This is a genomic window from Chryseobacterium shigense, assembly GCF_900156575.1.
Taxonomy (GTDB): domain Bacteria; phylum Bacteroidota; class Bacteroidia; order Flavobacteriales; family Weeksellaceae; genus Chryseobacterium; species Chryseobacterium shigense.
Window position 1 is genome coordinate 1 of sequence record NZ_FTNY01000009.1, and the last position, 20,806, is coordinate 20,806.

General features: G+C 37.8%; 16 protein-coding genes and 1 pseudogene. 13 read left to right on the forward strand and 4 right to left on the reverse strand.

Going from position 1 to position 20,806, the window contains the following annotated elements; genetic code table 11:
* The 5 genes and pseudogenes from BW964_RS22645 to BW964_RS21325 form a co-directional block, all read left to right on the forward strand.
* A pseudogene (locus tag BW964_RS22645) lies at positions 1-528 on the forward strand (type VI secretion system Vgr family protein); the annotation flags it as partial.
* A 10-nt stretch (positions 529-538) separates the two neighbouring features.
* Entirely contained in the window at positions 539-1,297 is a 759-nt protein-coding gene (locus BW964_RS21310; RefSeq protein WP_084176093.1) for a T6SS effector amidase Tae4 family protein, read from the forward strand.
* Positions 1,282-1,677, forward strand: coding sequence for a hypothetical protein (locus BW964_RS21315; protein WP_076510467.1), 396 nt, complete (start codon positions 1,282-1,284; stop codon positions 1,675-1,677). The genes BW964_RS21310 and BW964_RS21315 overlap by 16 nt, the downstream gene beginning before the upstream one ends.
* Before the next feature lie 4 nt (positions 1,678-1,681).
* A complete protein-coding gene (locus BW964_RS21320) occupies positions 1,682-2,011 on the forward strand; it encodes a DUF4280 domain-containing protein (protein ID WP_076510469.1) in 330 nt (109 codons plus the stop codon).
* Positions 2,012-2,258: 247 nt separating this feature from the next.
* The gene (locus tag BW964_RS21325; protein WP_076510471.1) at positions 2,259-2,777 is read left to right on the forward strand and encodes an AAA family ATPase; all 519 of its coding nucleotides are present in this window, start codon (positions 2,259-2,261) and stop codon (positions 2,775-2,777) included.
* 33 nt (positions 2,778-2,810) lie between these two features.
* Here the strand turns inward: BW964_RS21325 and BW964_RS21330 are convergent, their stop codons facing one another.
* The 3 genes from BW964_RS21330 to BW964_RS21340 all read right to left on the reverse strand — a co-directional run bounded on the left by BW964_RS21330 (position 2,811) and on the right by BW964_RS21340 (position 6,277).
* On the reverse strand, positions 2,811-3,671 hold the full coding sequence (locus BW964_RS21330) for a GLPGLI family protein (protein ID WP_084176096.1): 861 nt from the start codon (positions 3,669-3,671) through the stop codon (positions 2,811-2,813).
* 693 nt (positions 3,672-4,364) lie between these two features.
* Positions 4,365-5,750: an MAC/perforin domain-containing protein gene (locus tag BW964_RS21335; protein WP_076510475.1), complete on the reverse strand. Its 1,386-nt coding sequence runs from the start codon at positions 5,748-5,750 to the stop codon at positions 4,365-4,367.
* Positions 5,751-5,983: 233 nt separating this feature from the next.
* Positions 5,984-6,277 carry a DUF3817 domain-containing protein gene (locus tag BW964_RS21340; RefSeq protein WP_076510477.1) on the reverse strand — a complete coding sequence of 98 codons (294 nt, stop codon included), beginning with the start codon at positions 6,275-6,277 and terminating at the stop codon, positions 5,984-5,986.
* Between the two features lie 933 nt (positions 6,278-7,210).
* Here BW964_RS21340 and BW964_RS21345 point away from each other — a divergent pair.
* The 8 genes from BW964_RS21345 to BW964_RS21380 all read left to right on the forward strand — a co-directional run bounded on the left by BW964_RS21345 (position 7,211) and on the right by BW964_RS21380 (position 20,453).
* Positions 7,211-8,797 (forward strand): histidine kinase, encoded by a 1,587-nt coding sequence (locus tag BW964_RS21345; protein WP_076510479.1) that lies wholly within the window; start codon positions 7,211-7,213, stop codon positions 8,795-8,797.
* 112 nt (positions 8,798-8,909) lie between these two features.
* A complete protein-coding gene (locus tag BW964_RS21350; protein WP_076510481.1) occupies positions 8,910-11,492 on the forward strand; it encodes a zinc-dependent metalloprotease in 2,583 nt (860 codons plus the stop codon).
* A 6-nt stretch (positions 11,493-11,498) separates the two neighbouring features.
* Positions 11,499-14,828, forward strand: a complete 3,330-nt coding sequence (locus tag BW964_RS21355) for a SusC/RagA family TonB-linked outer membrane protein (protein WP_076510483.1) — start codon at positions 11,499-11,501, stop codon at positions 14,826-14,828.
* Positions 14,829-14,840: 12 nt separating this feature from the next.
* Positions 14,841-16,160 carry a RagB/SusD family nutrient uptake outer membrane protein gene (locus BW964_RS21360; protein ID WP_076510485.1) on the forward strand — a complete coding sequence of 440 codons (1,320 nt, stop codon included), beginning with the start codon at positions 14,841-14,843 and terminating at the stop codon, positions 16,158-16,160.
* Positions 16,161-16,234: 74 nt separating this feature from the next.
* Positions 16,235-16,999 carry a LytR/AlgR family response regulator transcription factor gene (locus BW964_RS21365; RefSeq protein ID WP_076510487.1) on the forward strand — a complete coding sequence of 255 codons (765 nt, stop codon included), beginning with the start codon at positions 16,235-16,237 and terminating at the stop codon, positions 16,997-16,999.
* A gap of 132 nt (positions 17,000-17,131) precedes the next feature.
* A complete protein-coding gene (locus BW964_RS21370; RefSeq protein ID WP_076510489.1) occupies positions 17,132-18,079 on the forward strand; it encodes an NADP-dependent oxidoreductase in 948 nt (315 codons plus the stop codon).
* A gap of 129 nt (positions 18,080-18,208) precedes the next feature.
* Entirely contained in the window at positions 18,209-19,303 is a 1,095-nt protein-coding gene (locus BW964_RS21375; protein WP_076510491.1) for a hypothetical protein, read from the forward strand.
* 169 nt (positions 19,304-19,472) lie between these two features.
* Positions 19,473-20,453, forward strand: a complete 981-nt coding sequence (locus BW964_RS21380) for a S41 family peptidase (protein ID WP_076510493.1) — start codon at positions 19,473-19,475, stop codon at positions 20,451-20,453.
* A 115-nt stretch (positions 20,454-20,568) separates the two neighbouring features.
* Here BW964_RS21380 and BW964_RS22650 read toward each other — a convergent pair whose 3' ends face one another.
* Positions 20,569-20,712, reverse strand: a complete 144-nt coding sequence (locus BW964_RS22650; RefSeq protein WP_165789205.1) for a hypothetical protein — start codon at positions 20,710-20,712, stop codon at positions 20,569-20,571.
* Positions 20,713-20,806 lie beyond the last annotated feature (94 nt).

The following is a 20,806-nucleotide window of genomic DNA, read 5'->3' on the forward strand; positions in this document are numbered from 1 at the left end:
AGTGGGAAGAGAACTATTATTTCTGCTGGAACCAATACTGAAATATCAGCAAAAGCCCACCTGGACCTTTATGGTAAAGAAAAATTCATAGGTTACACCGATGGACAGACAGAGTTTGGAGCAAAAGACAGAATGCATGTCTATGGAGCAAACTCATTATTAACAGCTAAAGACAAAATTGAGTATAAAGCCCCTCAGATGAACAAACTACCTCAAAATGGGGAGTTTGAGTATACAAGAGAGAAACAAATAGCATCAATGTATTGGGCTTATGAAGAGGAGAATACTTCTCTGATGGATGATTCCAAGTTTTTTGTAGATATGAATCTCATTGTTCAGACAAGAAACTATGAAGAAGGAGAAAGTATTGATGTTACTATAAAATCCGAGGATGGGAAGCCATTAGCAGAGGGACTAAATGAATTAACCTTATCAGGGACAGTAGATAAAGATGGGATAGCAATCTTTAAAGAGCCATTAAAAGCACACACTCTTGAGCTTATGACGGAAGAAGCAGAAAACACATAAATATACTATTATGAATATTAATAAATTTATCCCTGTATTACTTGAGGAACCAAGACGTTTTTGTGCCACGTGTGGGAATCAACAGACAAGACCCATTCAGGTTTTAAGGCCAAGTTGGAGAGATATGATTAAAAATTACCCTAACAGCTCTATTAAATCAAAAGAGTTATATAGTGATATTGGTGGCAATTTTCCAAAATTTAAGACTGATGAGGAATTATTAAACTCTTATTTGGCAAATTCTTGTGCTATACGGATGAGTAGAGGACTAAATTTAAGTGGTTTTAAATTACCTAAAAGCAATTCAGGCTATGGAACGAAAGGTGGAGTAATGAGTGGAGATAACAATCTTTCTTATTGGCTAAGAGTTAGAGAGTTAAGTCCGTATCTTGCGGAGCACTTGGGTAAACCTGAAATAGATATTAAGTTAGACCAAATAAAAATGCCCGATGCATATAAAAAAAGAAATTCTGTAAACCCTACTGAGTGGCAACAATTAAAAGCAATGAAAAAAGTAATAAGCCCTGCTGAATGGACCAACCTAAGAAAAACAAAAGGTGTCATAGTATTTGATGTTTCTGGATGGGATGATGCAACTGGACACTTCACCCTATGGGATACCCGGCATTTAATATATCCTGGAGATGCACAGCATGATGACCCTACAAATGCAAAATATTATTTCAGTATGCTTTATTTAAAAATTAATAAAAAAAATGAACTTGACTTTGTTCAGACTAATAGAATAAGAGTATGGGAATTAAAATGATTAGTACAGCTTTATGTGTATTTTTTAGTACAATAATAACAGCACAAACTGAAAGTGTAATTCTTAAAAAATATGCTTTACATAAGTGTTTGTCAGATAATTACAAAAGTGCTGACCCTTCATTTATCAGTCATGATTATTCAGCATCCTATATGTTCCAAATTAAAAATGCAGACTATAATAAACTCAATTTGTTAGATAAGCATATAGAGGAAACTACTTCAGATTACTATAAAATGGGAATTACGGAAAATCTTGAGGATAGTAAAGCTAACTATATCTTTTGGCATTGTATGGACTTCTATGAATCTAAGGAGTTGAATAATTATATAAGAAAGCTTATTGGAGTGACAACAAAAAAGAAAACTTCAAAAAAATGACAATATGCCAAAATGCATCACAGATACCACCCAGCTAAAATGTGACAAAGGAGCTTCACCAACTCCGCTCACAGTAACCAGTCAATCCTTTATGAGCATTGATGGAAAACCACAGGCCACAGAAGAGGACAAACAGCCTGATATTAACATTAAGCCTTTTGGGATGTGTCGTGTTTTAAGATCTTCCTGTACTCCTTCACCAATTAAATGGGACAATACCTCTGATTTTGAAATTGAGGGTAAAAAAGAACTATTAGATAACTCTACGTGCCAGTGCTCCATCGGTGGTAAAATATCCGTTGTAAAGTCAGCCCAGAGCTTCGTTGAGGAGTAAAAATAGTATGTTTTTTAGCTAAAAACCCAAGCTGCCTTTTGTTTTTGGCAAATAACTGGTAATCAATTCATTAATATGTAAAGATATTGGCTTTATGTTATTACAAGACATATCAAGATAAAAAATTTCCTCCAATTTGTTGAGGGAATTACTTTGCCTAGCAAGCTGTATAAGGTCACAAAGAAAAGTAAAAAACATCCAAATATTTTTTGAAAGAGTACCGATTAATAATAGAAACTAATTAATTATGCGAATAGCTTTTACGGGTTCCCATAGAGTCGGAAAAACAACTTTGGCGGAAGAGATTGCTGAAAGTTTACCTGATTATGAATTTATAAATGAGCCTTACTTACAACTTGAGGAAGAAGGATATTTGTTTTCAGAGATACCAACGTTGGAAGATTATATGGAGCAATTCAATTTTTCTGTAGAACAACTGCAAAATAGTGATGGCAATACGATTTTTGACCGTTGTCCATTAGACTTATTGGCTTACATTTATGCAGTAAGCAAAAAGAAAAATATATCCTCGCTCTACGAAGAAATGACCACGGCAATTGCTGAGATTGACCTTTTAGTTTTTATTCCAATAGAAAAAGTGGATTTAATATCGTGTCAAGAATCTGATTTGCCGAATCTAAGACAGGAAGTAAATGATATTTTAGAAGACTGGATTGGAGATTTTAGCAATGAAATTCTGGAAGTAAGCGGAACATTAGAAAACAGGAAAAAGCAAATATTTGATAAGATAACTAATATGAGATAACTAATAGGTGAAAATAGAATCTCATCTACACTTTTATTCCTTATTGTAGAGGTCTTTCTCTATAAAATTATTGAATTTCGATAAGAATTTTTTCGCACCATTTTCTTTATTTCTGATTAATTCCTGCTTTGTCATTGGGCTTCCCGTGTTCGAGTTAAATAAGATTGTTTCCGACATTTCCGAAGAACTATGCATTACTTTAATATTTTTTGCAGGGTCTTTCATATATTCATTCCAAAGCTGATTGAATTTTTCCTTTGTAATAAAGATCTCTTTCATTTTTGAATCTATAAGAGAAGGGGTATCATCCAGTTTTTGACTCCCCACTAAATTAAAAATATGAGTTTTTCCTTCGTCTTCGATAGTTAAGATTAATCCAGGCAAACCACAAAACTTATAAGGTCCGTCTTGGATTTGGATGTCATTGGTAAACCACGCCATCCAATTTCTTCCGCCAAATTGAGTGGTTGCTTTCTGAGCTTTGAAGCCTTCTACACTTTTTGTTTCCGGAAGAATGGTCCAACTCATTTTTTTCGTTTCTTTCACTGCAACATTACTTGCATTAAGTGAGGTATGATAAACTGTTTCCAAGCTTGGATAGGTTTTGGAAACTCTAAAATTGGCTTTCGGATGTTTGATTTTTCGAAAATCAATACTGATGGAATTTGAAATCTTTCCTTTTTCAACCTCAGCTTTGAAAAGAGAATCCCGCGTAATCAGCAAAGCACTATAAAAATAAGAACCATCTTTTGTGATATCAAGATTCATAATTTCCTTATCAACATTTTCTTTATTTAATGAATCCAGCTTGAATGAATATTCATAAGTAAATCTTTGATTTTGAGAAAACAGAACTCCTGAGATGAAGAGGAAAATTGCGATAATGATTTTCATTTTTATGAGAGATAGTTTTTGAAATTATAGATGATTTCTAATGTTCTTCAAATATAAATAATGTTTCTCACAATGGCTTTATGATGTCTAAGTTACTCAGTAAAAATTGTACGGTCCAATTTAAAATCTACATGAAAAATTAGAGCTTTTGCATATCAAAAGGTGTCTTTGGATGTGGTTCAGGGAAAATTTCTGTTTTAAACTCTTTTGGAAAATTAGATGATTCTATTGGAATTACAATCCTATATCGTCATTTCATAAGGCTACTTAAAGGGCCTTTCAGAAAATGCTATCGCGAAACGCTTATCAATAAAGAGATGAAGAGAGGTTATAGAATCCCTCTCTCCGCAAAAAGAGTCTTAGAATAAGGTTTTCTAAGGCTCTTTTATTTCTAATTGACATGTACCGGTCTGGTAGAGTCACAATCTTCAAATAAAGGAAAAACAATATGTTAGGCTTCTTGACGATTTTTAAATTCCAAATTAATGGTCAAAGTAATCAGTAAAATTAACTGTAAATCAACTGGTTAAGCATGTTGGTGACTTGGCTCATAGACACTTTAATTAGATATTTACTACATTTACAAATGGTTGAATTATGCTGGAAAAAAGTTAATACACTCCTTCGTTACAGCATCAAAAAAACCGTCCCAAAAATGAGACGGTTTGCTTATAAAATATCAATATATTTTAATTAATAGGCATAGAATTCAACTCCTTCAGATGCATAACCGGACGGTCTTACACTTGATCTTGAATAATAATGATCTTTACCATTCCAATATCTGTAAATAGGAACAGTGTTAGGCTGCTGAGTTGCAAATGCGTTAAACTCAATTCCTTCTTCTACATACCCCTGGTAATACCCTGGAGTTTTTGTATAATAGTGATCTTTCCCGTTATAATATCTGTAAATAGGAACAGTGTTTGGAGCTTTATATAAAAATGCATTGAACTCTATCCCTTCAAAAGAATACCCGCCATAGCTTCCCGGAGTTTTTGTATAATAATGATCTAATCCGTTGTAATATCTGTAAATTGAAATAGTATTGAATTCAAGATAAACTTTATTGTCGATAAGATATTGATCTACATAAGCTTTAAGCTGAGCTTTTTTAGCCGCATCTTTCACCAGATCGTAAATAATCACCAATCCGTTGTTTCCAAAATCTACCAAAACTGAATTGCTCGGATTAGAGCTGTTCTGCCAGTTGGAAATATTAATTTTAGGATTGGTCTGATCAAGGTTCAGATCTCCTACCAATCCTTTTGAAGGATCTCCTCCTCTGGTTTTATAAGCTAATTTTTTAGAATAGTTCATGGAGGATTCAGCAGTATTCACATCATTGGTAACATCTACATCAAAAATATCTTTCATTCCTACTTTCACCCCAATTCTTGCAGCACGATCACGGCTTTGGCTTCTTGTTTCTGCCTGGAACAGAACGTCCAGTTTAGCACCTGTATAAATATCAAGGGCCACGTGAGTTCCGTAGTCCTGTACAATCTGTTGTGGAGTTTTTGTCTGCAGATCCTGAACAAACTCAGGAGTCAGATAATCTCCCAACATATCTGTTGTTGCATTGAATCTTAATCTTTTCTGTTTGATCGTCAGATTATAACTTCCGTAGATGTATTTTGCATCAAACTTATTGTTTGTGGTCACTGCTGAATTGAATCCTACTGAAAGTGTTTTCTTAAACAATGGGATACCCGCAGTAACATTTACTTTGGTAGAAACCATTTTAGAATACGACTCTGCATTTTCACCATATTCTTCAACATACTCCTGTGAGAATGTGTTTTCGCTCACTAACCTGTTCGCCTGTTCTATTTTAAAACGATCAATATCGATCACTTTAAAACCCGCTGCAGTAGCATTGGCATATTCACCGGCAACATTATAACCATGCCCTAAGACATCATAAATTCCGTCTCCTGCAAATTTGGAAGCCGATAAACGATTGGCTTTTGCTTCCGGACTGCCGGGAGTTACATCCGTATTCAGCTCTTCTGTAGAACATGAACTCATGAAAAGCATCAGTAAACTACTGACGCAGAATAAAATTTGTTTTTTCATAATATTATTAAAAGTTTTCGGCAAATATAATATTCAACAGACAGTGAAAAAATAATAAAGAAATGATATATGTCATTATTTAGTGAATTTAATATTGAATTAAATTGCTGGACCTGTAAAAATTCTAAAATAATGGTCACGAAAATCAGGCAGCGTTCAGGATCTGAAAACGGCTACTCAATATGATGATCAATAATGGTGACTGATAAAAGGTAATAATAGGGGGGGGAAGTCTACTTCGTTTTTTGAGAATACTCTTTTTTGAGACCTTTATCCAGGATCAATGGGACAAATGGAAGTACAGAAGCTATTAAATACAGCATAATTCTTTTAAAACTCCATCTGTATTGTATTGCGGCGGCTACGAGGGCTACCATAAATACAAGAAACAAAACCCCATGGATCCATCCGAAATATTTTACTCCTTCCGGAATATTTAAAAAGTATTTTAAAGGCATGGCAATGAACAGGAGAATCAGATAGGAAAAACCTTCAATTAAAGCTGTTTTACGGTATATGTTGATCATCTGAATAATTATGCGGTCAAAAGATTATTTTCTCAGACAATAATAACTTATTCCATTGGAATGGACAACATGGGAACTCTCCTTAGGAGATGATAATGGCTATTTATGTTAAGAAAAGTGAATTGATTGTAATTTTGGAATAGTATCAAAGAGCACTGACAAGAAGCATTGCGAATGGCTGCCTCCGCTGAGAGGTAAGCCGGAAAGTTGAAGGAAAAGGTCGTAATGATCGGTTGTGGTGACCTGTGGAGTCGTTTTATTTGATTTTAGCAACAATGACTGCAAGATGCTTTCAATATTTAATGGTATATTTGCAACTTATTTTTAATGGTATCGCAAAAAGATAAAAGGGGCATTAAGTGCTCGGCAATAATTTTCCATATCTCCGCTGAAAAAAACTAATTCCATTAGAAAGCTAATGGAACTTTTTTATGGAAAAAAGTCACGGACACAGGATGTAACTTTTTGGAAATAAGATCCGTTAGGAATCACAAAAATCTGGAGATCTGGGAAGTATTTTGTCTTTAAAGCATGTTGTAAAATTTGTTTTAATGCAAATGTTTATTAAAACGCTTTGTAGCTGGACAAAAGGAAGGACAGCGGTGAAACGGCTGATGAAGCAACGTATAAAACACACGCTTCATCGAATCCATGCAGTTGATTCCCTCTTTGCAACCTTATATAGTAAACAGTATCGGAATCAAACTTTGCGTTAAAAAAAATAAGCATTCTGTTAACGGGAAGATTCCAGCCATGAACTTTTGGGTCTTTTGTTTGACTACGTCGAATCTTTGATTTCAAGAGAAAGAACCTGTAAAAACACACCTTACAAAATCACACCCAAAAAAAATGCATCCACCAGATGCATAAGAAGAATCTTATGACAAGATTTTAAAGATTGATCATTAAATATAATGAAGAAGAAGGAAAGAAATGAAGACTAATTTTAAACATATACTCGCCCAGAAATCTATTTATATAGCAGCCTTGTCGGCTTGTTTCATTGCGGTAGTTGCCTTTGCGATGCTGAGTTTTCTCATTACCCGCGACAGCCGGAAAAGCAATGAAGAATTTGCTAAGAAAACCTTTTTCCAGAAATATGAAACGCTGGAAAAAGAATTCAGAAATATAGAAGAATACCAGTACCTGTTGCGGGCCCTCATCCAGAAAGACGGATTGAAAAACTACAAAGAATATTCTTCCGTCCTGAATAATATGAACAGGAAAGGAAGCCTGTTGCCCTACAGCTGGTATTCGTATTATGATGCAGCTTCCGGAAAATCGATGAGCAACAGTAATTTGTCCGATATGCAGACAAAGAAATCAGCAGACGTAAAGTATACCAAAATAGAAAACAACAGATCCGGACATTTCAGAGATTTCCTGACCACACGAAAAGACACTACCTATTGGGTAAGCTACGACTCACTGGTACTGCCGAGGAAAAATATACTCTATTACGGTTCGGCGGTGAGCCTGAACGACCTTCACGAATATTTCTCCAATATCGATAAAAGCCTGAACAATTATGCCTATGTTTTCACCAAAGAAGGCATCTGCATTTCCCATCCGGAAAAGAAATATTTAGGAAGAAATATCTTTGATTTTACAGATATTCAGCCGAAAGATACCCTATGCAGTACCACAAAACCCGGCTACACAGAAGGAATCGGGATTTCCGAGTATCTTAATCTGGAAGTGACCCGCTTCGTGAAACCATTGAAAACAGATAATTTTGATGGCTATGCCGTAGTAAACCATGTGAATTTCCTGATCGATGAAAGTGTCAGCAGTACAAAAATGTATACCGTCTATATTTTTCTGGCGGCTTTATTCCTTATTGTAGCGGTTTTTATCTTATTTCACAGAGCTGCCAACATGGCCTATAAAGAAAAAGAAAAGGTACAGTCCGAAAAAAACCTGCTGCTGGTTGAGAATGAAAAAATGCATAGGGTAGAAGCGCTGCACCAGCTTCAGCAGCTTAAAAACAATATCAATCCGCACTTCCTCTTCAATTCATTGAACTCCCTTTATATGCTCATAGGAATCAATAAAGATAATGCGCAGCGGTTTACCATGAATCTTTCCAGGATCTACAGATACCTTATCGTACCTCCACAGGAAAATATCGTCCCTGTAGCCCGGGAAATCAAGTTCATTCAGCAGTATATGGAACTTCTCAAAAGCCGGTTTGATGAAGAGCTGACCTTTGATCTGATCGTTCATCATCCCAAAAGCCTGGAAAAGCGGATTCCGTATCTGTCTCTTCAGATGGTAGTGGAAAATGCTATAAAACACAATATCGCCACCATCGATCATCCTCTGGACATTCTCATCACCGTGGGCGATGAGGGAATTACAGTGAAGAATACCTGGCAGCCTAAAACGGACGAAGATGTTCAGGGAGCGAAATTCGGAATTGACTATTTGAATCAGGTTTATGATTATTTTAAAAAGAATTCTGTTAATATTTCCGTAGATGGTGAATATTTCATATGCATTTTACCATTATTAGAATAAAAAATGAAATCCATTCACTCCCGAAAAACTACCTCTCACTCCCTAATGCTGTTGATATTATTTCTTTACGTATAGTTTTGCGAGCTGAAACTGAGATATCTAATAATTTGGAATGAATCGGACTATGGTAATGAAGAACTACAGACTGGCATTGTACTTAGGATTGGCATTAGCCTCACCGGCAGTACTCGCACAGAAAAAAGACACATTAAAAACAGATAAAGAAAAATCGGAAAAAACGGAGGGTTCATCAAAGAAAGCAAAGAAAATTGATGATCTGATTAAAAAAGGAACCTACAAAAAAGGACTTTTCAATACCATCCAGGTGAAGACCGATGTTTATTTTGAAATTCCCGACAGCTTAATGGGACGTCAGTTTTTGGTGGTCAATAAACTGTCGCAGGTACCGATGCAGGTGAACGAAGCCGGGCTGAACAAAGGAATGAACTATGAAAACAAAGTCATTTCTTTTCACCGTGATGCAGTAGCCAAAAAAGTATGGGTGAAAACATTGGTTCCACAAGTATCATCACCTAAAAACGATGTCATCACAAGATCTGTAAAAGACAACTTTTCAGAATCTGTGATCGAGGTTTTTGATATTGAAGCCCAGAACAATGATTCTACGTCTGTAGCCATTAAAGTAAATAAGATTTTTGACGGAAATCAGAAAAGCTTTAATGATGTTCTGGCCAATGTAGGGCTTGGAGGATCTGTAAAGTCCAATCTTTCCTACATCGAAGGCGTAAAAACCTTTCCTCAGAACCTGGTGGTCAAATCCCAGCTGACCACATCCGTGAATGAAGGAGGAGTAGATCTGCCGGTAACCCTTGGAGTCACGACCAATCTGGTATTGCTTTCCCAGGTACCGATGCAGCCCAGAATTGGAGATGCAAGAGTCGGTTTTTTCAGTGAAAAACACTGGGCATTCAACGACCGTCAGCAGAAAATGGATGAAAAACAGTTCATCACCAGATGGCGTCTGGAACCTAAAGATGAAGATAAAGAAAAGTATTTAAGAGGCGAGCTGGTAGAACCCAAAAAGCCCATTATTTATTATATAGACCCTGCAACGCCTATCCAGTGGCGGGAGAAAATCATTGCAGGAGTTTTCGACTGGCAGGCCGCTTTTGAAAAGGCGGGCTTTAAAAATGCAGTGATCGCAAAAATGCCTGATGAGAACGATAAAGACTTTGATATTGATGATGTAAGATACTCGGTAATCACCTATGTAGCATCACCAAAATCGAATGCTATGGGACCTTCAGTGGTAGACCCGAGAAGCGGCGAAATCATTGAATCGGATATTATCTGGTGGCACAACGTAATGACTTCTCTTCAGGAATGGATGAGAATTCAGACAGGACCAATAGATCCTAAAGCCAGAGGAAATGTATTTAGCGATGAGCATATGGGCGAGGCGATCCGTTTTGTATCGTCCCATGAAGTAGGACACACTTTTGGATTGAAACATAATATGGGATCTTCCTTTGCCTTTCCTGTAGAATCTCTCCGTTCAAAAGAGTTTACAGATAAAATGGGGGGAACTGCGCCTTCCATTATGGATTATGCACGATACAACTACGTAGCGCAGCCGGAAGATGGAGTTACTGCCATCACCCCGAAGATCGGTATTTACGACAAACATGCGATAGAATGGGGGTACCGTTGGTATCCTGATGCAGCATCAGAGAAAAAGGCGCTTAGAGACCTGATCGAAAAACATGAAGATGACCCATTGTATTTCTATGGGGAACAGCAGAGCTATCTGGAAACTATTGATCCGCGTTCGCAGTCTGAAGATTTGGGAGATGATGCCATGAAGGCCAGCGAATATGGAATGAAAAACTTGAGAATCGTTATAGACAACCTTCTGAAGTGGACGTATGAAGACGGAAAGACCTATACTGATGCAGGAAAACTGTACATGGGTGCTATCGGACAATGGGATCTGTACACGGGTCATGTGATGGCGAATGTAGGCGGAATCTATCTGGATAATACCGTCTTTGGCAGCAAGAAGAAAGCCTATGAAGCGGTACCTGCCGAAATCCAGAAAAGAGCCGTGGATTATCTGATTAAAAATTCAGTTAATCTTCCGGAATGGTTATTCTTTAACCCGATTACGGAGAAAACGTATTCTGTGAAAAATTCCCCGATGGGACCTTTCGAGCAGACTCCGTACACATTGGCTAGAGGAATGCAGTATGCGAATATTTATTCCCTGCTGATGGATGACAGACTCCTCAGAATGATTGAAAACCAGTTAAAACATGAGGTATCAGGTTCAAAAGAACAGATTTATACCGTAGAGGACCTGTTTGACCAGTTGAGAACCGCTGTTTTCAATAAAAAAGGAAGCCTGACGATTCTCGAAAAGATGACACAGAAAAACTATGTAGATGCTCTGATTGTTTCCGTCAATAAATTATTTGAAAAAACAGCAGTAAAAGCTTTAAAAGTAGAGCATACCCTGAATATTCCGATGATCTGTAATTTCCATGAAGAAGACCACAGTCTGAGGAATATCAACTATTCATCCATGAAAAGAGTATCTGAAGTCACTACGTATAAAAGAGCAGAACTACAGAAAATATTGAACGTATTAAATAGAAATAAAAACAGAGGAGATGAAGCTTCCAGGGCTCATGATGCAGACTTGATCATCCGGATAGAAGAGGCTTTAAACAAATAATCAGCTATGAAAAAAACTCTAGTACTTTTACCTCTTTTGGCGGCTCAGATTGCATTTGCCCAGGAAAAGAAGACCATTACAGGAAAAATAGAAGACGGAAATACATCCGCTATGATTTCCGGAGCATCTGTAAAGATAGAAACACAGTCTGTTTCTACAAAGACCGACCTGGTAGGAATTATTGAAAGTGTATCGGTAGGTACAGTAACCGACAGTAACGGGAAATTTATCCTGGAAATTCCTGCAGACACAAGGTCTGTGCTGGTAAGCTATCCCGGCTATGAGTCCAGAGTCATTCAGATCAGTGAAGGCCAGACCAACTATACCGTAAGACTGATCCCTGAGGTATCAGACAAAAATAAGATCCAGGAAGTTATCATTACCGGATATCAGAAAATTGAAAAGCGAAAGCAGACTTCCGCCGTTGCTACCGTGAAAATGGATAACATCAACCAGGCTGGAGTAGCCAGTGTAGACCAGATGCTTTCGGGACAGGTGGCTGGGGTTGTGGTGACGCCTCAGACAGGGTCTCCCGGAGGTCCGGCAAAGATCAGAATCAGAGGAACCGCTTCTCTTTCAGGTCCGCAGGATCCGTTATGGGTAGTAGACGGTCTTCCGTTAGAAGGAAATGATGTCCCTAATTTTAGTGATAAAGATAATATAGACCAGCTTCAGAATTTTTCTGTTGCAGGTTTAAACCCTAATGATATTGAGGATATCACCATTTTAAAAGATGCTGCGGCTACCGCTATTTACGGAGCCAGAGCGGCCAATGGAGTAATCTCTATTACGACTAAAAAAGGGAAGAAAGGAACCATGAGAATCAATTTCTCAGCCGATACTTTCGTGACATCCCGCCCGGATTTTAACAAGCTTAACCTTCTGAATGCTTCTGAAAAAGTAGATCTGGAATTAATGCTTGCAAGCCGTGCCGACCTGACCTATCGTGCCGATAAAGGGGAAGTGATGAGGATTCTAATGAAAAACGGACAGCTGGATGCTTACAGAAACGGAGGTTTAGGAGCATTGAATACGTTTACCCGTCAGCAGTTGGATGGTTTAAGAAGTAACAATACCGATTGGGGGAAACTTCTTTACAGAAACGCGATCAATAAGCAGTATGGAGTAAGCATTTCAGGAGGAAGCGACCGTTCAGATTATTATTTCTCATTAGGATATTATGATGAAGAGGGAACAACCATCGGGACTGGTTTTAAAAGATATAACCTGACTTTAAAAAACAATTATAAACTAAGTGATAAGCTAAGTGCAGGAATCTCCGTTTTCGGAACACAAAGTGAGCGTGAATCATTTGTGACCGATGCTGATGCCTCCATCAACCCTATCAATTATTCAAGAAACGCCAATCCTTACCTGAGCCCGTTCAATCCGGACGGAACCTACAGATATGATCAGGATATTGATGGTTTCTCTGACCGGTATATTCCTTTTAATTTCCTGGAAGAAAGAGAAAATACAAGTTATACCCTGAAGAACCGTTCTTTAAAAGCCATATTCGATTTAGAATATAAAATAACAAAAGATCTGAAAATTACTTCTCAGCTCGGGATGCAGTATGACAGCAACAAGACAGAGAAATTTGCCGCTCAGAATACCTACTTCACCAGAAAAATGAGAGAAGGAACCCGTTATTACAAAGATGGGGCATTCCGCTATTTCCTCCCTGACGGTGGCGTAAAACAAAACTGGGATAACGACTTTTTTCAGTACAACTGGAAATTGCAGGGATCATACAGCACAAAAATCAATTCAAGACATGAAATTGATTTGATGGCCGGAACAGAAATCCGTAAAACGGAAGACAATACGACATTAACCAGGGCTTTCGGTTATGACGATACAACAAGAAAAGCAACAGCCATCGTTTTCCCGAATTCCAACGATGCTTCGGACAGAAGATACGAAACCTACCGCGAAATGCCACCAGTTGAGAATGCATATGCATCCATGTTTGCGACAGCTTCCTATACTTTTGACCAGAAATATACCTTTTTCGGAAGTGTAAGATATGACGGGACCAATTTATTCGGAGTTAATAAAAAATACAAGTACCTTCCGATATGGGCCGTTTCAGGTTCGTGGCTGGTAACGAAAGAAAACTTCATGAAGAATCTTACGGCAATTTCTAACCTTAGACTACGAGCTTCTTATGGTCTTCAGGGAAATATAGACCGTAATACATCTCCGTTCTTTATCGGTGAATACTATGATGCAACGATTCTTCCGGGATCTAAAGAGAATATCATCAACGTGATCAGCCCTCCAAACGATAAACTGCGTTGGGAAAAAACAACCAATGTCAACTTTGGTCTTGATCTGGGAATGCTAAATAACCGGATCAGCTTTACTGCGGATATCTACAGCAGAAAAGGAACAGACATGATCAGTATGAAAGAAACACCGCTTGAAACCGGTTTTGAATATACGATGATGAACTGGGGAAGTTTGACCAATAAAGGTTTTGAACTGGCTTTATCGACAAGAAACATCGACAAAGAAAATTTCAAATGGAGCACTACGATTAACTTTGCCCACAACAAGAGCAACGTTCTTAGCGAACAGCCTCGTAACAATGCCTTACTTCCTTCAAGAGAAGGGCTTCCTGTAAATGCCGTTTTTGCTTTGAAAACTGCAGGAATGGATGCAAACGGAAATCCAATGTTCTGGAAAGGAAATGAAAAAATATCAGCCGAAGATTTTTTCAAACTGTATGACGTGTACGCAGATTTCCTTCCGGGTCAGCTTGTAGATACCAAATTATCCAACGAGGAGCTTAGAAATCTTTTCACGTATGTAGGAGACAGGGATCCTAAATTTACAGGAGGAATTATCAATACATTTAAAGTACGCAACTTTGATATGACTGTTTCTGCGGCTTTCAACTTCAAGCAGACAGTGATGAGGTCGCCATCTTACAGAGGAATGGATCTGGACAGAGGAAGAAATTATACCAAAGATATCTACGAGGCCGGAACTACACTTCCGGGAATCACCAGTCCTGATATGGAAAGCAATCCTGGATGGATGGCGAATAAGTGGTTTGCCGATAACCGTTCCAATGCCTACAGCTTACTGGATGTTTGGGCAAAAGAGATCAGCTATGTAAGAATCAGCAGCATTCGTTTAGGGTATACACTCCCTAAAGAGTTCACCAGTCCGATGGGAATCAGCAGTTTGAGATTGAGCATCGAAGGACGTAACCTGTTTGTGTTCAGTAATGGATACAAAGGATACTTTGATCCGGAAACCTACGGAAATATCTATGCACAGCCCATTGCAAAATCAGTTACAGTCGGATTTAATGTTTCTTTTTAAAACTTGAGAAAAATGAGAAAAATTACAACAATCATTGCGATCGCAGCACTAAGCCTTTCCAGCATCGGATGTGACCGTTTTTTAGATATACAGCCTGAAGGAAAAATTATTCCGGTCAGTGTGGAAGATTACCGTAAAGTACTTACATCAGCCTATTCAAAATATCCGGTTCATAAATCTTTAACCGCTCTGCGTACCGATGAGATGAATATCGATGAAAATGTAAATGAATTTAATGTCTACCGTGAAATTGCGATGTGGAAAGATTCAAATACAGATCAGGCGACGGCAGAATTTCCGTGGGTAAGTTTTTATTCCGTGAATTTTTACCTGAATCAGATCATCAATGAAGGAAGCAAGACCATGGCAGATTCTCCTGAAAAACAACAGATTCTTGCAGAAGCCTATGCACTTCGTGCTTATTTATACTTTGATATGGTCAACCTTTACGGAAAACCGTATAACAGTGCAACTGCAGCGACGGACAGAGGGGTGCCGGTCAGTCTTGAAATTGATCTTGAACAGGTATTGAAACCCTCTTCAGTACAGGAAGTCTATAACCAGGTGAATGCTGATATTGCAAAGGCAGAAGGACTTATGATAGAGGAGAAGCAGCCATCAGGCATCAATTACAGATTCTCAAAAGTCGCGTTGAAAGCATTTCAGGCGAGAACCGCTCTTTACCAGGGCGACTGGAACAAGGCTTTAAACTTTTCAGAGCAGGTGATGAGCGTAAAAGGAGACTTAAGCAATTTAAATACGGCGACTACTGCACCTAATCATTATGCTTCAGTAGAATCTATTCTGGCTTTGGATAATGCATTCAACATCGCGGTGCAGAATGTTTCCTTTGCCTCTGCAGAACTGACGTCAAAATATAATACGGCGACAGACAAAAGGTTTGCGCTTTATTTTGAAAAGAATGGCAGCAAATATAAAGTGATCAAAGGAGGAACCACAGATTTCAGAGTGTCTTTCAGAAGTGCGGAGATGTATTTTATAAAATCTGAAGCATTACTGAAACTGAACAGACTGAGTGAAGCGAAAGATACATTGCTTAAAGTTTTAAAAAACAGATACACTCCGGAAGGATACACTGCAGTTCAAAACCAGATCAGTTCTATGAATACTACAGAATTCATGACTTTTATATTGGATGAAAGATTCAGAGAATTTGCATTGGAAGGACACCGTTGGTTTGATTTAAGAAGAGCCAATCAGAAAAAAATCATTCATCATGTGAACGGCACAGAGTATATTCTTCAGCAGAATGATGTGAGATATACCATAGAATTCCCAATGAGTGCCAAGAAGAATAATCCCCTTTTATAAACATTCATATTAACAACCCCTGAAACCGCTTGAACTTAATAGTTTTAGCGGTTTTTTTGTACTTTTGTCATGTTATGAAAATTGCCATTATAGAAGATGAGTTGCTGGCTGTTAATTATCTCAAAGATCTCTTGGATAAACAAAGCATAGTCCCTGTGACTGAGACGGTGGTTCTCCGTTCAAAAAAACAGGCCATAGACTTCTTCGAAAACCATTCAGCAGATCTTATCTTTATGGATATTCACCTCGGTGACGGAATGAGTCTGGAGATTTTTGAATATGTGGAGCTTTTTACGCCCATCATTTTTATAACTGCTTTTGATGAATATGCCATGAGGGTTTTCAGGCATTTCACAATAGATTACCTTCTGAAACCTTTTGAAGAAGAGGATTTACATCAGGCATTGCAGAAATTTATCTCCATACGGACCAATTATGATCCGGAACCTGTTCTGAAGTCGATGTCTACGTTACACCAGGCCGACGGTCCGGAGGTGATGAAACGTTTTATGGTACGGGATGGAAATAAACTTAAATCAATAGACGAAGGAAATGCCGCCTACTTTTTCGCCTCAGGAAAATACCTTTTTCTCACAACGATTGATCATCAGACCTATATTTATGATGATACCATCAAAGACGTCATCCATAAGCTGAACCCACAGCTGTTTTTCAAAATCAACCGCAAGTTTATCATCAATAAAAATGCAATTGTTGAGATCATCAAACATTCAAGCCAGAAAATAGAGCTTAAACTGTCTCCTGCTCCGGAAATAAACTCAGACGTATTTATCAGCAAAAGACAGATTACGGAATGTTTAAACTGGTTGAAAAGCTGATCGGTTCTTATGAAAAATTATATGAACACTCTTTTGCCATCCTGTAAAGATACCTGAATAAGCTTTAAATGTACCTGTTTTTATTCATTTTACCAGTCTATTTTTGTAAAATAAATACAATAAATACATCCTATGAAAGTAATTGTGTTGGAAAAATTTGGAGGGGTTGAAAGTCTTATTTACAAAGACATTGAAAAACCTGAAATAAAAGCAGGTGAAGTACTAATTAAAGTGAAAGCGGTAAGTATTAATCCCGTAGATGTTAAAGTCCGAAGCCGTCAGGCACCGCTGGCAGAAGATCTTGCAAAATATAATCCGTTGATTTTAGGGTGGGATATTTCCGGAGAAGTGGTAGAAACAGGAAGCGGGGTCACACCATTTCAAATAGGTGATGAAGTGTTTGGAATGGTCAATTTCGTAGGTCACGGCAAAGCATATGCAGAATATGTTGCAGCTCCGGCTGAACATCTCGCTTTAAAGCCAAAGAATATCACTCACATAGAAGCTGCTGCAACTACACTCGCTGCTTTAACGGCATGGCAGGCATTTAACAGCTACGGTAAGCTGAGGCCGGCTGATCAGGTTCTTATCCATGCTGCTTCAGGTGGTGTAGGGCATTTTGCAGTACAGATTGCAAAATACATGGGCGCATATGTCATCGGAACATCTTCAATGTCCAATCGTGATTTCATCTTAAAACTAGGGGCTGACGAGCATATGGACTACCATACCACTTCTTTTGAAGAAGTACTTCGGGATATTGATTTTGTCCTTGAATCTATTGGAGGTAAAAACTTTCAAAAATCAGTACAGGTATTAAAACCATTTGGAACCATTGTCACTTTGCCATCGGGACATACCGAAGAAGATGAACTTAAAGCCTGCGAAAAAAAACTGCACGCCTGTTATTTTATGTCGGTCTATTCTGACGGATCAGATATGAAGAGGATTGCGTCTTTGCTGGAAACTGGGATATTGAAACCTTATGTGTCTCATGTATTTGAATTTGACGAAATGGCTGAGGCCCACCGGCAGATTGAAACAGGGCGGACCGTCGGAAAAGTTGTCGTGAAGTTTTAAAATTTGAGTAGGAAAGGACAAGAGGCTTCAGGAAAATATTTCAAATCATTTAATTATTCCTAAATTACCCCGGTAAAGAAGACATCAATCAGTATCATATAGTATACAAATACAGGACATAGCAGAAATATGAAAAACCCGGATAAAGTAAATCGATATCAATCGATCACTAAAAAAACGGAATGGGGAATATTGACAACATTGGTTGCAGAAAGTGGAGTTTCAACCCATGGAAATATTTCATTCGGAGAAAAAACACTTTTAGCTAACTATGTTTACGATAAAAACGGAACCTATAAACTGGTTTACACCATTATTGATACCCAAGGAAATGAAGAAAGTTTTGCCGAAGATGATGGAATTTTGCCAACTTTATTTGTAAGCCCCGGACACGAAAATTATGTTTCGGTGGTTCCTTATCACCCGGACAAAGAATTAGAAGTCAGTATTCCTGTTTTTAACCGTTCATTTGTCGAATTGCCAAAAGGAAACAGACCTTTCACAGGAAAATTTGTTGGGACAACCCATCAGTTTTCAGTTTTTTATGAGGTGGATATCTGGTCGGAAACCAAACCCGACAAAATGCTTTCTATCGAATTTAAAAATGATGGAATTAAAAAGAAACACAATATAAAAATTGACCTTCCGAGAAACAATAAAATCTTCATGAATAATGGCGAAATTCATTTATTGGCCAAGGACAAAAAAGGTTGGCTGCACAGGCAGATTGATGAATTGGGACATGTGAAACGCGAGAGAACAATCGATTCCGGCAAAGAATGGTTTTGGGAAATCCTCTGCTTATCTTTTGACGAAAACTCGTACCTGCTTTGCGAAGAAAACGGAAAAATATCCATTGAAACCCTATCACCGGATCTTGAATGTTCAAGTAAAGATCTTGCAGATATCGGAAGTGAATTTTTCAATACCTGGTCACCCGTAAGAATTGCCGAAAATACTTTTGTCATGAGTTTCAACGGAGAATTTGGGAACGGCTGGCTGACCATAAAGAATGATACGCTTCTGGAATTATTGTACAGCAAAGATGAAAAAGGATATAAAAATCTGCTTACAAATGAAGTCTTAGTAATAGATAAGGACAATCTGATTATTTCCGGCATTAACAAAACAGCTGAAAATAGCTATGCCGTTATCTTTTATGGGCTGGCTGACGGAGAAAATAAAAATAAAGAATTAATTATTTTAAACCGGGAGATACAATAGAGAACTGCCCGGCATTTTTTGACAGATTTAAATAATTAATCAGTTTCTCAGCAGCTCAATTGGATTATTTAATTTATATGTCATGAGTGTTTTACGAAAATTATTAATCTATTGTCTGCTCATTTGTCAAAAAGATTATCTTTACTCCATCTCAATTGATAAATATACAATGAAACGATTTTATTTTCTGATCACTGGTGTTCTTATCCTTATTCATATCAATGCCAATGCACAGACCGACAGTGTTAAAAATTATGTAGTCAGCGCTCTTGACCTTATGAAGGCTAAATCTGTCAACAAACATCGGATCAACTGGGATTCTCTGTATGCAGATTCCCGCAAAAAAGCTGAAAATATTCATACCATCAGGGAAACTTATCCGTTGATCAAAAATATCCTGGGAGCCCTGAAAGATGCGCACTCCAATTTTTTCCCACCAGAAATGGTTCAGGCCTATACTCTTGGCTACAGAGCTACTGGACAGGAATTTCCTGTTATTGAATCAAAAATGATTGAAGACCAGATCGCTTACATCAGACTTCCCGGTATTGCCTGTTATCATTTTGCTGAATGGGATGAGTTCGTCAACACATTTTATAGAAAACTGGAAGAGCTCAATGCTCAAAAACCAAAAGGCTGGATATTGGATCTGAGAGACAATGAAGGAGGAATGTTTTATCCCATGTTTGCGGCTCTGTCACCGATGCTGGATCAACAAAACGTAATCGGGACCATAGATGCAGAAGGGCAGTATGCTATTTTTAAGTATAATACAAAAGGAGATCTCTACGAAGGGAAGCCAATTGCCCACCATTTTAATATCAAAAAAGTTCCTCAGCAGATCAGGAAACCGATTGTAGTGATGGTCAATAAGAAAACATCAAGTTCAGGCGAATTTTGCACAGTTGCTTTCGCAGGTCAGAAGAACGTAACGGTTATCGGGCAGAATACAATGGGCCTTACCTCAGGAAACCAGGAATATAAACTTTCTGATGGAGCATTTCTTGTTTTGACCACAGGAAACATCGTAGACAGGAATAAAAAAGAATACTCCAAAATCGGAGAAGGCTTTTCGCCTCAGGTACAGTTAAAGGATTTATCAGATGCCGGATACATGAAAACAGCATCCGGAATATTACTAAAAAAGTAAACTTTAAATGATTCAGAAATTCTCAGCGCGAAGTCGAAGACTTCGCGCTGAGAATTTTACTTTCTGTTATTTCTTTACCAGAAAAATCCGGCTTTCGCATGTCAATTTCGTTCCTTTATGATGCCAATGTTGCTTTCCGGGCATGGATCAATATTTCTCCTTCATAGCTTTTAATAGCAGATTCAAGTGAATCATAACTTTCATGCGTAAGTTTTTCGGATAATATCAATGCATCCGGAAGAACGGTACTGAAATCCATCGGAATGAATCCGAAACAGGATGTGTGGATGTAATATAGCAGGGGTAATTATTGTCTTATAAATAATAGTCCTATAATTTTAAAAAAGGCTGAT